Raw genomic sequence first — 12,291 nt, forward strand, 5'->3', positions numbered from 1 at the left:
TTATATCACTGTGCTAAAGCAGTGAAGCGGATAGATATCGAAGCCAAAAACAACACGGAGAGGATGAAAACTGAATGAGTCAACAGACAGAGCTTATGCAAGACAATGAAAATTTGAACTCCTATGCGATAGCCCAAAAGCAAGTGGAACATGCGGCTTCCTACTTGGGGCTTGCTGACCACGTAGTTGAAGTCCTGAAAAAACCGATGAGAGTGCTGAGCGTGTCTTTTCCGGTAAAAATGGATGACGGAAGCGTAAAAGTTTTTGAAGGTTTCCGCTCCCAGCATAACAATGCGATTGGTCCGACTAAGGGCGGCATCCGCTTTCACCCTCAAGTAAGCATGGATGAAGTTAAGGCTTTATCCATGTGGATGAGCTTCAAATGCGGAGTTGTCGGACTTCCTTATGGTGGAGGAAAAGGCGGTGTAATCTGTGACCCGACTGAGTTTAGTCAAGGAGAACTGGAACGAATAAGCCGTGCTTTCATGGAAGCCATCGCGGACATTGTAGGCCCTGATAAAGATATTCCTGCCCCGGATGTGTATACCAATGCGCAGGTAATGGCCTGGATGACGGATACGTACAGCCGCATGAAAGGTACCTTCCAGCCCGGAGTGATAACAGGGAAGCCCCTTATTTTGGGCGGATCTCTTGGTAGAAATGAGGCAACAGCCCGCGGCTGCGTATTTACGATCCTGGAAGCCCTGAAAGACTTTGGAAAGAAGCCGTCCGAAGCTACTGTTGCAGTTCAGGGCTTCGGTAATGCGGGAAGAATCGCGGCTGAGCTTCTTGCTGAACTTGGCTGTACGATTGTTGCTGTCAGTGACTCGAAAACAGCCTTATTGGACCTTAACGGGCTGGATGTAACCAAAGCTGCGGCCTGCAAGGACGGCGGAAGTCTTGCAACCTACGGTTCCCGGTATGAAATCGACCCTTCCCAAATATTAGAGCTGGATGTGGATATCCTGGTACCGGCTGCTTTGGAAAATGTGATCACACTTGCGAATGCGGACCGGATTCAAGCCAAGGTTGTGGCAGAGGCTGCCAACGGACCAACAACTCCAGAGGCGGATGAGATTCTTTTTAAGAAAGGAATTACGGTTATCCCGGACATTTTGGCAAATGCGGGCGGAGTTACCGTCTCGTATTTTGAATGGGTACAAAACCTGATGAATTACTATTGGAGTGAAGAGGAAGTAAATGAAAAACTGAAGGTCACTATGGTTAAAGCCTTTGCAGAAGTTCAGGCAACTGCCAAAGAGCATAATACCGATCTTCGTACAGGAGCATACATTATATCAATGAAGCGGATTGCCGAAGCCATGAAAGTGCGCGGTTGGGTATAAGCCTGGTAGCATATAACATAACCGTTTGTCCTATGATAAGTTCTGGATAGGCGGTTTTTTTGTTTAACATGACGCTATTTATTGATAAAAAGTAAGTTATACTATTTAATATAGTTTATAAATAAAAAGAGGGAATGGAGTGAAGTACCCATGAATGAAACTTTGAAAACCTTAAACGAACACAGGTCTATTCGCAATTACTTGGATAAACCGGTAGCTCCGGAACAGCTGGATGCGATTATTCAGGCTGTTCAGGCCGCCCCTACTTCAATAAATGGACAGCAGGTTACGGTTATTAGTGTGCAAGATTCCGCCACCAAGAAAAAAATATCCGAACTGGTAGGAAACCAGGTTTGGGTGGATCAGGCTCCTGTCTTTTTGCTTTTTTGCGCAGATTTCAATAGAGCTAAGATTGCTGCAGAGAAAAACGGGGAAGAACTGATTCTTACAGATAGTGTGGAATCAGTTCTGGTTGGAGCAACCGATGTGGGCATCGCGCTGGGTACAGCCATTGCCGCAGCGGAGTCGATGGGGCTTGGAACCGTGCCGATTGGCGGTGCCAGAAGAAACCCGGAAGAGCTGATTAAACTATTAAATATACCTCCACTCGTATTCCCGGTATGCGGACTTGTATTGGGGCACCCTGCAGATCCTTCTGCCAAAAAGCCGCGGCTGCCGAAAGAAGCGGTTTATCATGAAGAAAGCTACAAACAGGAACATTTGCGTGAATTGATTGATCAATATGACGGGACGATTTCGGACTATATGGCTAAGCGGACGGGTGGTGCCGAAACCAGGACCTGGTCTCAGACCGTGTCCGGCATGTATAACAAGTTCTACTATCCCCACGTATAAGCAGGGGTTTAAACTGCAATAGTAGAATCAGTTGTTTCAATCGAATTAGGTCAAATTGACTTGCCTCATAAAATGGATATGAAATAAGCCAGTTTCTTTATGTACAAAAGGAACTGGCTTACTTTATATGCAAGTTGTGCTGTACATTTTCCCGAAAATGGCCCCTCAAGCTGCTAAGGTTGTACAGAAAAAATAAACGTTCCGTTGCCATAAACCTTTCTTTATTGAACACTTTTTCTTTTTCCCTGTACTAAGTGCTTACACTTCCTCCACAAAGACAACATTAGAGATAGGAAAGCAGACAGTTTTTTTTTCAATTTTTAAATACATAAACGTCTCGTCATGCCCTGAGTAAATACCGTAGTAATGACAACTTCGGTCTTTCATATTGGATGCGTGTTTATTCGTCTGTTCATTCGTTTTCATATGAACAGCCTTGCCTTTAAAATCAGCAATAGTCATTGATTCTCCTCCATCTCCGGTACCCGTTCCTTTTCTAATAAACTAATCAGTTATTACCCTATCACAAGAGACAAGCGATCTGCAAAAAGGAATAATCCGTATGAGCAGGCATTTTCGTACTTTATTTAAGGATTCATGGCATGAAAATGGCACAAACTCAGCTTGTTACAAAATCAGACGTTTATTCTCCGTCCTATAACGAAAATGCTGCTTGAGGTATTTTCAAAATAACTACAAACATTCCCTCAGGCGGTTCAAAAGTCCAAGCATGATCCGATTTCCGTCATAAAATATATTGAGTTTTAAGGAAAGGAGTGTTACTTCTGGGTTATTCATCTGGAGGATACGGATTAACTAGTACAGGTGCAATTCTCGTTCTATTCATTCTATTAGTCATCATTTTGCGTACTATGCTTTATTAATACGTACTTCGTTAAAAAAGACCACAGGGGCGTATTGAAGTGCCCCAATTGTTAGACACCGGATAACAATTGGAGGTGCAGTTCAGTATTGCCATGTGGTCTTTTTGTGCAAAATAACCTCAAAGGGCTTTATTCTTAATCTCTTATACTTCTTTATCCATAACCTCCTGGTATTTCTTAAACTCCTCATCCTTCATATTACCGCTCATTGTAAGTGTTGAGCTGATTTTATATTGTTTGTTTTTCGCCTGCAAGCGGTTAGGATTCGCCAATAACTAAGTTTTTGGCTATGAAATGTTGCATTTTGGAAATGTTATTAAAGATGTCCCCCGAAAACAAGAACCTCCGAAAAATACAACAACCGGCCTGCATTTAACTTTTTATTACGATATAAATAAGCGTTGATTATAAAGGATTTTCAGATAAAATAAACGGGTGCCCCTTTTACAGGACACCCTCATGGGAGAGGAGAAACCCTGTCAGTGGCGATTTGTTGTATAGTCTTATTTCCCTTGATTTAATTGGGATGTCCTTTGATTGCATCTTTATGGACATTGTAGACCGTTTTTGTGGATTTGGTCGACAATCGGTAGACAATTCGTTTGAGTTTTTAAGTAGATGATCAAACTTCTCTGCGGCTATTTTATCGGCTGACCATAAAGCGTGTCTGTAAACGTTCATTGTTGTAGATATATCTGCATGACCCAAACGTACGGAAATAATTTTTGCATGAACCCCTTGGTTAATAAGCAATGTTGCGGAAGTATGTCGGAGGTCATGAAATCTAATTTTCCTTAAATTATTTTTTTCCAAAAATGCTATCCACCACTTAGTAGGCCGACTGAAATAAATTGGCTTTCCATCAGGGTTACTAAATACAAACTCTCTTTTTTCCTCATTACCCTCATCCCAACGGTCTAACAATTTCATTTTTTCCTGCAGATAATGAACCCGGTATTTCTTTAGAAGATCTACCATTGATGCAGGTAAAGAAATTTGTCTGACAGAGTTTTTAGTTTTTGAAATTTTTATTACAGGAACTCCATCAGCAGCAATTGGTATGGGATTGTTTTATGTGAATAATACCTTCGTTCAAGTCCACATGTTTCCATTCCAGCCCAACTAATTCGCCTCTCCTCATACCAGTTATAAGGGCGAGCATTACCAGGACTTTAAATCTCAGAGGTTCCTTCTCAAGTGCATTTGTCAACTGCTGAACCTCATGTTCATCATACACTTCGATTTCTCTAGTTGCTTTTTCTTTAGGCTTTTTAACTCCATTCATAGGGTTGTCCTTTATTACTCTTTTTCCTTGAGCATCGTAACCTAATTCGACAGTGAGTAAATAAGAATTGGTTCCGCGTTTTCTGATACTCGCCATTTGAATACCTCCATGTTCATCAAAGCATTTGGAACTCGGATTTAAAGTGGCCAGCATAAACTCCGCAGATATGAATTTCATTCGGATAAGCTTCAATTTGTTTGTAATTCTTGTTCTCGGGGACTAATCTGACCTTAGGATCAATTTCATCCCAATAAACTCTTTTCAAAGTACCTTCTTCTCCATTAACAATCTGGCCATTTTTTCAACCCAATTAGCAGCCTTTAGAAAAACAATATCACCATCATCAATTCCAACGTCTTTCATGCTATCTCCTTGTACACGTAGAGCGTAGTCTGGCTTATTTCCTTTCAGCAAAGGGTAAGCCACGTAATCTTCTATGTTTTCTGTTGCTATGATGCCATCACCAGCACAAATAGTTCTAATTAAAGGGATTGTACTGATATGAGTTGAATTATTTACTGTTTCTTCAATCAATTTATCAAGCTTACTGTTTGCTTCGTCCAATGCACTTTCCGTTCCTTCATCAAGGATTCCAGCTTTTTGAAGGAGTTCATAATACTCGATGCCATAAGCTTCAGCTAGCTTTTTCAAGGAATCTGGTGAAGGCTTGACTTTCTTTTTTGTTTTTCTGTTCATTCCTAATTCAATGTCTCGAATATATGTGTAAGATAGGTCACTTTTTTGTGCGGCTTCTCGAAGCGAAAACTTTTTTTCACGTCTTACTTGCTCTAAATATTTCCCTAAATTGTTCATCAAAAATCCTCCGCTTCATCAAATTACAATTTATATCGACATGTATATTGTATAGTACATACAACAAAATGTAAAGTAAACAACACTTTTCTTTGGGTATGAATTGTAGGGTATACAACACAAAAGAAGGGAGTTATAAGTGTTTAATGAAGAACAATGTTAAATATCTTAGGCGCAGTCAAGATTTTGATATGACACAAGCTGAGTTAGCAGCGGCGCTAAAAGTATTAAGATCTACAATATACCATTTGGAAAGAGGTGGGGAAATAAGCGGATCATTGATGCTTAAACTATCTAAGTTTTTTAACAAAGACCCTAGGGAAATTTTTTTGTTGATGATATTGTATAAACAACACAAAGAGGTGGTCTAATGAGTAAAAAAGAAAGGCTACGTTTGGTAGGGCGGAAATTCATTGAATTAGCAAGACTTAGATACGGAGAAAATACAATTACCCCCAACAGAGCCAGGATCTTGGCTAAAGAAGTAGGTTTGAATGAAGATCTTGCATTGCTAGCAGTATATGAAGCTCAAAAAGTATAAAAGTGAGGTGGATGTTTTGAAAACATTATAGAAAATCCGGGCGACCTTGCCCGGAAGATCACCCTCTATACACAAGCACAGGGCATTATAGGGGCATTGTATGCACAATCCATATATGAACATGGCCACGCTAAAGTAGTTCTTAAAAACCGAAAAATGAAGCTTCAAGATAGCTTTGTAGGAACTATCAAAGCAAAGGAAGCATATGCAGAGGTTGAAACGTATGACCTGCAAAAACCATACCCCAAAAGGCCGTCAGGCAGCATCTTGGACTTAAACCTCGGCAACGCTTTAAGAAACAATCTGTCATAAAGTGGCTTGGTATCTCAACCGACGAGATACATCGTGTAAAAACGGCTATAAAGTGCCTCCGAAATCAGCGTGTATAGGGTGTCCATTTCATAGTGACTATGCGTGGTTGGAATTGAAACGCAACTTCCCTGATGAGTGGAAACAAGCGGTTGAATTTGAAAAGACACTGCATGAATACGGATTACGCCAGATGAGAGGAAAGGTGTATCTCCATAAATCCTGTGTACCGTTAGAAGAAGTGGACATAAACGAAAACCAGTTGGAAATGGATTTCGATGGTTTCGGCAATGAATGTAGTGGACACTGTGCAACGTAATCAATCACCTACTGGGAGTAGACGAATAAAGGAGAGGGCACCAGCCTTCTCCCCTATAAAACCTTTTTAACCTTGTTTCAATTTATTCTTCAACAGACTCAGGTTTAACTTGTAGTGGTGGAGGGATCAGCCAACCTTTTTCTTTACTCATTTTTAAAATTCTTAAAGCAAGAGCCGCTTTTGTTGTGTGGTATTTAGCGAATAATGCACCAATATCTTCTCTAATTGATGTGCCCATAATTGAGCTACAACCAACTAAGCTAGCAGCTAATCCCGCAGCCGAAATAGCGGCTACTTCTTGATCAGTGAATCTTGCTCCCACAGGAATATCTTCAAGCTTAGCTTCTGGTCTTTCGGGTAATACAGGAGTTGTAGCAATTCCGTTTTGAGTAAGCAGTGAATCGCATTCACTAACTTCTAGCTTGGCCTGATAAATGACGTCTTCTAAAAATTTTTTTAAATCTTTGTCACCTACATGATATTGAAACAAACGATTAGTGGAGATACAGCTCTTTGCTGCCATTGAAAATTGCCATACACTATAAATTTCTCCATAGTGCATAGGTTCATCTTTTGAATTGCCGTTTAAAATTCCTATTCTGATTGCTCCTTTTAATGTTGTGATAGAACGTCATAAATAAAGTTTTCCTTAAATTAGCATTTTTATGCAAAGGGATGGTTTTCTAAGATTTAAGAAAAAGAAGCTAACATCACATCCAGTTACCAGGAGCGATTTCATGGGCCGACGAACGTTACAACAGATCAAACGGCCAATGTTGCTATCTACAATATCGATGTTCCTGCAGCTCGACTGGCACATATTCAAAGAATAGATAGGGCAGTATCGAGGCTTCATCCAAAGGAAAGGTTATTGATTCAAGAACGATACCTGAAGCACGATTACGTATATGATTATGTCGTTTACAACCAAGTGTTCAATCCGCCAATCAGTGAAAAATCATATTACCGAATACGTTGGAAAGCCTTTTATAAGCTTGCTTTATTTCTAAATATCGCCGTGGAAAAAGAAGGATAAGACAGAAAAAAGAAAGAATTTTGACCGAAAAAGGTTCGGATGTTTGGATTTCTACGATGTATAGTAATATCATAGGCCACAAAGGAAAAGAGAGGTACCACGGCACCATAGCTGGTTGAACGATCACATTGGAATCGTTTGTATGACAGATATGTAAGTTTGATCAGTCTTTTGTAATGTAAATCGATCAAAAAAGGAACAAAATATTGCTAAAATACAATTATAAACATCAAGAGTATAAAGGAGTTAACGAATCATGAAAAAATTTATGTTGTTTTTTAGCATTTTTATTATCCTCGCCAGCTTTTTGTTGAAATTTGATTTTAACAGAGCCTTTAAAGACGAGGCCTACACCCAAATTAAAGGTGAGGGCAAACTGGATAATCAACATAAACAGTACGAGTATACGCTCCCGGCTTATAACGAAAAGGGAGAAGAAATTCAGCTAACGTTCTCTAAATTTGGAGAAGACCAATTTAAACAGGGTGCATATCTACGCCTTTATATGAAAGATAAGGATGGCAAGAAAGTAGTAACCAGCTACGATGAAGTGAAGAAAGAAGAATTGCAGACCAAAGTGAAAGAGAAACTTCAGGTTACTCTCTAAAGCAAATGAGCTATGCCAAAAGGCATGGCTTTTTTATTTCATGCCGCTTAGGCCCATCACGGCACGCTTATGCACCGATTCCTGATGCGATGCATAAGCGAAAGTCCGTACGGCCCGCTCTGAGAAAGGAGGTCACCTCAATCACCCTTAGAGGAATTGACGTCTCGATTCGATATTTCGCGGACCGGAAATAATGTAAGAAATGGGAAGAAAGTCGAGGTGACGCTATAGGATTCTTTCAAAATTTATTAATCGGAAACTGCGAGTGCATTAAAGCTCTCGGGACCCACGCGAGTTGCCGAAGCTATACCAGTCACGTTAACGAAAGCCTGGTAAGACAGGAAGCCTGGGTTTGGAGGATTGAAATGAGAAGCAGTAGCGGTAATTAAATTTGTGCTTAAAACGCCAGGAATCACAGGCAAACAAGCTATCACTATAAAACAGATACCATCTATGCAAAATATAATGATAACACAAGAGGGAACGTTAACAAACGCGCTTATCGCAACTGTAGCCTCGAGCTGTACGCGCAAATTCGGACCTGCACCTGCTGTGTTTAATCCCAATGTTCCAAATAAGGCCAAGAGTACTGGTAACAGGTATCAGCGGAAACCCAAAAGAGCCAGAGTTTTGCGAAATCTGGGCTTCTAAAAACTTTGCCATAATTCTTTCACTTCCTTTACAGTTGTTGATACATCATCTTATGAATCTTTCATAATTTCTTTGGACGAACATGTCATGGTAAATATCCAAACTAAGTTATGCTTAATTTTTGTATGGTCTATGGGACGTTGGAAGAGGCGGAAAAAGTCCAGCGTCAGCTTTACGATCACTACAGGTCGAGGTCAGTGTGGGTTGAAATAATAGCGTGGGAACTCGGAACACCGATTGGCAGCCGAGTATCCAAAATTTGGACGCGCGATCCACATGTATACGATCGGAAAGATCAACGATAGGAGGCGTTCGTGGACGAGAGGCACTATTATTTTGAGGTACCGTACTTCCCGCTGGCTCGCCCGGAGAGCTTAGATTTAAGGATATCTGGAACGCAATGAATGCTTGTAACGCATAAGGTGAAGACATGACATATATACCGAAACGTCCATTGAAACCTTGCAAGGTACATGGGTGCCCGGAGCTAACAAGAACAAGGTATTGCGATAATCATGCAGCACTTGGAAAGCTAGAGAAGCAAAGGGCACATAAGGAATATGATAAATACCAAAGGAACAAAAAGGCGAGAGAATTCTACCTAGGCAAGGAATGGAGGAAAGTAAGACCGGATTAACCCCCTAATTTTGGACACGTACTATCTTAATCATCGCTTTCCTCAAGGTTGTAATTATACTCGAATAGCCTTAATCGAGATGAGCTGTTTGTAAAACTCGTATGGAGAAAGGTCAAGAATGCTCGAATGAATTCGTCGCTCGTTGTAATACCGAATGTACCTCAGTAACAGCCTGGTAGGCTTCTCCGTACGTCTGAAATTCGTACCGTGCCAAACACTCATCTTGGAGAAGTCGATGAAATGACTCAATGTGAGCGTTCATATTCGGCGTTTTTGGTGGAATTCGTTCGTGTTCCACTCCGAAGCTTGTACAGGCTTGTTGAAAGGCATGGGAAATAAACTGTGGTCCGTTATCGGAACGAATCACAGGATTTTCTAGAGCTTCAAACAACTGACGTTTCATCAAGGCACTTTGAAGTGTACTTGCAACATCTTTTGCTTCGCAGCTCAGTCCTATGTGAAAGGCTACAATCGAGCGGTCGTATACATCTATGCAAGACTGAATAAAGAAAAATCGTTCTTCACCTGCTATAAATCCGTATTTAATGTCTGTTTCGAAGAGCTGGTTGGAGTCAGTAACCGTTCGGTTACGAGCCAGTTTTCGTGGATACACAACAGGTTTCTGTCGTTGTGGGCGCAGGATGTCCAGCTTCTTACATAGGCGATACACTTTCTTCTTATTGATCTGTAACTGGTATTCTCGGCGCAAGCAAACGGTCAGCTTCCGGTATCCATAAGCAAATCCATCTGACGAAATCAGTTCCATGAGCCGTTCTTGAATCTGTTCATCAGGTACTTTTGTTCCATTCGCTTGATAGGAATACCCTGGCGCTGAACGTCCCTCACTAACTGTTTTCTTCATGACTTTTTTATTTTTTATGTAATAATAAGTCGAACGTGGGACCTTCACCAAACGTAGCACGAGCGTTATAGCGTATCCCTGTTGAATGTAGATTTCGGCTACTTCAACTTTGTCAGCAAGTGAGGGTTTTTCTTTTTTACCAGGTCACGCAGAATAGCGATCTCAAGATCTTTTTCCCCTAGCAGCCGTTTTAAGTGGTCATTTTCCTGGGACAACTTCTTTGTTTCCAGAGGGGAAATCCCCTCTACCGAAATCACTCCCCATTTTCCTGACTCATACTCTTTTACCCATCGGTGTAGCATATTGGAGGCAAGCTCGTAACGTCTTGCCACGGCTGCTTTGTTTCTGGTTTCCAGAGCTTCCTTTACAACCTGTACCTTAAACTCGTTGGAATATTTCGTTCGTCTCATTTATTCATCCTCCCCTATCACTTGTAGTATAAACAATACACACTCTTATTGTCCAAGTTCATTAGGGAGCTTTATAGAATCGTTATAGATACCAATGGGATTTGAAGAAGATGACCCCTGTTCAATACTCAATACAGAGATCATCTTCTTAAAACTGCCTAGGCTTTTTTTAAATGTCCTTGACAAAGGGTACATTTTAAAAAGAAGTGAGCGCCTAAGGGCGTCTTTTTTATGCTCAAAAACAGGAGGGGACATATGGAAATGAAATTTCATTATTGTGATTGCGCTAGAACAACTCTTTTTAAAGGAGCAAATTCGCTTTCAACGATAAGTGAAAAAATATATGCTCCTGTAGGAATCTTTAAAATTATAGTTGAAGTGTGATGAAAGAATGAACAGGAGGAACCATGAATGGAAGAACAATTTTTTGATACAGCGCTAAATACCGGGATATTTGGTGCGCTGTTTATCTGGCTGCTTTTTACTACAATGAAGAAGAATGAAGTTCGAGAGAAGGAATATCAAAAGACCATTAGCGAGAACCAGGAAGTTATCCGGGAGCAAGCAAAGTCTTTTAGCCTTCTTTCAAGTGATATTGCCGAGATCAAAGGGATTCTAAAAGGAAAACCCGGGGAAGGAGAAGCCCAATGATGGAAATCAGACAAATGTTAGTAGACCCAAGTAAGTATGGCATCAAATGCCCGAATAAAATGACACCTAAGTACATCACATTCCATAACACTTGGAACGATGCTCCCGCAGAAAATGAGATCCGTTACATGATCGGAAACAATAACGAGGTTTCGTTCCACGTTGCTGTAGACGATAAAGAAGCTGTTCAGGGCATTCCTTTTGATCGAAATGCCTGGCATTGCGGAGACGGGAACGGAACAGGAAACCGTCAGTCCATCGGCGTAGAAATTTGTTATTCCAAGTCCGGCGGTAACCGATATTATAAGGCCGAGGACCATGCGGCTATTGTCATTGCCCAGCTTATGAGACAGTTTTTTATTCCTATTGAAAATGTGGTCCCACACCAGCACTGGAGTGGTAAATACTGTCCGCACAGAATGTTAGATGAGGGAAGAATACCAAGCTTTATAGAGCGAATTAAACAAGCATATGAAGGAGAGGAAGACATGAATAGAACATTACAACTGGAAGACTGGCAGTGGAAACAGCTTTTTGACAACATGGGGAAAGCCTGGAATGCAGGACTATTCACGGACTGGAATTGGATGGTTAAAATAGAAAACCGTTGCCTTACCGTTGATGAGCTGGCATGGCTGAATAACCACATTTTGGCGAGCAGTCTGTAGGAGGTCAACATGAGTATAGAAATCACAGATGTTGTCATTGTTGCTGTTATAGTCGGTCTTGTTGAAATGGCGAAAGGGATCGGACTACGGGTTCGTCTGGCCCCGGTTTTATCCGTTATACTGGGTATTGCGGCTGGAGTTGTTTACTTCCCAGGTGATATAAAGACAAGCGTTATGTTTGGCATTATCTCTGGTCTTACTTCATGCGGGCTATATAGTGCTGGTAAGAGTGCTGTGAAGAAGGAGCAGTAATATACATCAACCCGCGGGCTTTGATATGCTCATTCTAGCTACCTAAAAAAGAGCATATTACGAGAGTCTTGCGGGTCTGATCATTTCTAATTTCTTGGGTTTTATAAAATTCACAAAAAACACAAAAAAATATAAAAAAATATTATGAGAATTTGATAATATAAG

21 protein-coding genes and 1 pseudogene are annotated in these 12,291 nt (G+C 40.9%); 13 read left to right on the plus strand and 9 right to left on the minus strand.

All coding sequences use genetic code 11. From position 1 onward, the window contains the following. Positions 1 to 74: 74 nt before the first annotated feature. The gene (locus tag BXP28_RS02825) at positions 75 to 1,346 is read left to right on the plus strand and encodes a Glu/Leu/Phe/Val family dehydrogenase (protein ID WP_023484789.1); all 1,272 of its coding nucleotides are present in this window, start codon (positions 75 to 77) and stop codon (positions 1,344 to 1,346) included. A gap of 150 nt (positions 1,347 to 1,496) precedes the next feature. Further along, entirely contained in the window at positions 1,497 to 2,201 is a 705-nt protein-coding gene (locus tag BXP28_RS02830; protein WP_023484790.1) for an NADPH-dependent oxidoreductase, read from the plus strand. A gap of 258 nt (positions 2,202 to 2,459) precedes the next feature. Here BXP28_RS02830 and BXP28_RS02835 read toward each other — a convergent pair whose 3' ends face one another. Then, a complete protein-coding gene (locus BXP28_RS02835; RefSeq protein ID WP_024094341.1) occupies positions 2,460 to 2,663 on the minus strand; it encodes a hypothetical protein in 204 nt (67 codons plus the stop codon). A gap of 323 nt (positions 2,664 to 2,986) precedes the next feature. Between BXP28_RS02835 and BXP28_RS23785 the strand changes: the two genes are divergently transcribed. Next, positions 2,987 to 3,085 (plus strand): YjcZ family sporulation protein, encoded by a 99-nt coding sequence (locus BXP28_RS23785; protein ID WP_226989871.1) that lies wholly within the window; start codon positions 2,987 to 2,989, stop codon positions 3,083 to 3,085. A 444-nt stretch (positions 3,086 to 3,529) separates the two neighbouring features. Here BXP28_RS23785 and BXP28_RS02840 read toward each other — a convergent pair whose 3' ends face one another. The 4 genes from BXP28_RS02840 to BXP28_RS02850 form a co-directional block, all read right to left on the minus strand. Then, positions 3,530 to 4,015, minus strand: coding sequence for a site-specific integrase (locus tag BXP28_RS02840; protein WP_052752961.1), 486 nt, complete (start codon positions 4,013 to 4,015; stop codon positions 3,530 to 3,532). 115 nt (positions 4,016 to 4,130) lie between these two features. Continuing rightward, the gene (locus BXP28_RS02845; protein ID WP_024094340.1) at positions 4,131 to 4,466 is read right to left on the minus strand and encodes a tyrosine-type recombinase/integrase; all 336 of its coding nucleotides are present in this window, start codon (positions 4,464 to 4,466) and stop codon (positions 4,131 to 4,133) included. Positions 4,467 to 4,485: 19 nt separating this feature from the next. Continuing rightward, positions 4,486 to 4,635 (minus strand): LexA family transcriptional regulator, encoded by a 150-nt coding sequence (locus BXP28_RS24885; protein ID WP_357548020.1) that lies wholly within the window; start codon positions 4,633 to 4,635, stop codon positions 4,486 to 4,488. Next, on the minus strand, positions 4,632 to 5,183 hold the full coding sequence (locus BXP28_RS02850) for a helix-turn-helix domain-containing protein (protein ID WP_051428114.1): 552 nt from the start codon (positions 5,181 to 5,183) through the stop codon (positions 4,632 to 4,634). Before BXP28_RS02850 ends, BXP28_RS24885 begins: the two co-directional genes overlap by 4 nt. A gap of 191 nt (positions 5,184 to 5,374) precedes the next feature. On the opposite strand from BXP28_RS02850, the gene BXP28_RS02855 reads away from it, so the two are divergent. The 3 genes from BXP28_RS02855 to BXP28_RS02865 all read left to right on the plus strand — a co-directional run bounded on the left by BXP28_RS02855 (position 5,375) and on the right by BXP28_RS02865 (position 6,352). Next, positions 5,375 to 5,554, plus strand: coding sequence for a helix-turn-helix transcriptional regulator (locus BXP28_RS02855; protein WP_235430686.1), 180 nt, complete (start codon positions 5,375 to 5,377; stop codon positions 5,552 to 5,554). Continuing rightward, positions 5,554 to 5,724, plus strand: coding sequence for a hypothetical protein (locus BXP28_RS22410; protein ID WP_158529812.1), 171 nt, complete (start codon positions 5,554 to 5,556; stop codon positions 5,722 to 5,724). Before BXP28_RS02855 ends, BXP28_RS22410 begins: the two co-directional genes overlap by 1 nt. A gap of 424 nt (positions 5,725 to 6,148) precedes the next feature. Beyond that, positions 6,149 to 6,352 carry a hypothetical protein gene (locus BXP28_RS02865; RefSeq protein WP_042119037.1) on the plus strand — a complete coding sequence of 68 codons (204 nt, stop codon included), beginning with the start codon at positions 6,149 to 6,151 and terminating at the stop codon, positions 6,350 to 6,352. Positions 6,353 to 6,434: 82 nt separating this feature from the next. Here BXP28_RS02865 and BXP28_RS02870 read toward each other — a convergent pair whose 3' ends face one another. Further along, positions 6,435 to 6,950, minus strand: coding sequence for a DUF3231 family protein (locus BXP28_RS02870; RefSeq protein ID WP_040930346.1), 516 nt, complete (start codon positions 6,948 to 6,950; stop codon positions 6,435 to 6,437). 192 nt (positions 6,951 to 7,142) lie between these two features. Between BXP28_RS02870 and BXP28_RS02875 the strand changes: the two genes are divergently transcribed. The 3 genes from BXP28_RS02875 (at position 7,143) to BXP28_RS25725 (ending at position 9,283) form a co-directional block, all read left to right on the plus strand. Continuing rightward, on the plus strand, positions 7,143 to 7,388 hold the full coding sequence (locus BXP28_RS02875; RefSeq protein WP_235430685.1) for an ArpU family phage packaging/lysis transcriptional regulator: 246 nt from the start codon (positions 7,143 to 7,145) through the stop codon (positions 7,386 to 7,388). Between the two features lie 256 nt (positions 7,389 to 7,644). Beyond that, positions 7,645 to 7,995 (plus strand): YxeA family protein, encoded by a 351-nt coding sequence (locus BXP28_RS02880; RefSeq protein ID WP_036658701.1) that lies wholly within the window; start codon positions 7,645 to 7,647, stop codon positions 7,993 to 7,995. 1,081 nt (positions 7,996 to 9,076) lie between these two features. Continuing rightward, positions 9,077 to 9,283 (plus strand): DUF8602 domain-containing protein, encoded by a 207-nt coding sequence (locus BXP28_RS25725; protein WP_051428112.1) that lies wholly within the window; start codon positions 9,077 to 9,079, stop codon positions 9,281 to 9,283. A gap of 54 nt (positions 9,284 to 9,337) precedes the next feature. Here the strand turns inward: BXP28_RS25725 and BXP28_RS24890 are convergent, their stop codons facing one another. The 3 genes from BXP28_RS24890 to BXP28_RS24895 are packed head-to-tail and all read right to left on the minus strand — an operon-like array spanning position 9,338 to position 10,555. Further along, the gene (locus BXP28_RS24890; protein ID WP_357548028.1) at positions 9,338 to 9,448 is read right to left on the minus strand and encodes an IS3 family transposase; all 111 of its coding nucleotides are present in this window, start codon (positions 9,446 to 9,448) and stop codon (positions 9,338 to 9,340) included. Next, positions 9,396 to 10,205: a DDE-type integrase/transposase/recombinase gene (locus tag BXP28_RS22415; protein WP_367869692.1), complete on the minus strand. Its 810-nt coding sequence runs from the start codon at positions 10,203 to 10,205 to the stop codon at positions 9,396 to 9,398. Before BXP28_RS22415 ends, BXP28_RS24890 begins: the two co-directional genes overlap by 53 nt. Before the next feature lie 38 nt (positions 10,206 to 10,243). Continuing rightward, positions 10,244 to 10,555, minus strand: coding sequence for a transposase (locus BXP28_RS24895; RefSeq protein WP_024094330.1), 312 nt, complete (start codon positions 10,553 to 10,555; stop codon positions 10,244 to 10,246). Between the two features lie 255 nt (positions 10,556 to 10,810). Between BXP28_RS24895 and BXP28_RS23790 the strand changes: the two genes are divergently transcribed. The 4 genes and pseudogenes from BXP28_RS23790 (at position 10,811) to BXP28_RS02915 (ending at position 12,126) form a co-directional block, all read left to right on the plus strand. Then, the gene (locus BXP28_RS23790) at positions 10,811 to 10,939 is read left to right on the plus strand and encodes a hypothetical protein (RefSeq protein ID WP_024094329.1); all 129 of its coding nucleotides are present in this window, start codon (positions 10,811 to 10,813) and stop codon (positions 10,937 to 10,939) included. Positions 10,940 to 10,966: 27 nt separating this feature from the next. Further along, positions 10,967 to 11,206, plus strand: coding sequence for a BhlA/UviB family holin-like peptide (locus tag BXP28_RS02905; protein ID WP_024094328.1), 240 nt, complete (start codon positions 10,967 to 10,969; stop codon positions 11,204 to 11,206). Next, a pseudogene (locus tag BXP28_RS02910) lies at positions 11,206 to 11,694 on the plus strand (peptidoglycan recognition protein family protein); the annotation flags it as partial. The gene BXP28_RS02905 and the pseudogene BXP28_RS02910, both read left to right, overlap by 1 nt. Before the next feature lie 189 nt (positions 11,695 to 11,883). After that, a complete protein-coding gene (locus tag BXP28_RS02915) occupies positions 11,884 to 12,126 on the plus strand; it encodes a hypothetical protein (RefSeq protein WP_024094326.1) in 243 nt (80 codons plus the stop codon). Positions 12,127 to 12,291 lie beyond the last annotated feature (165 nt).

It is taken from the genome of Paenibacillus larvae subsp. larvae (assembly GCF_002003265.1).
Lineage (GTDB): Bacteria > Bacillota > Bacilli > Paenibacillales > NBRC-103111 > Paenibacillus_H > Paenibacillus_H larvae.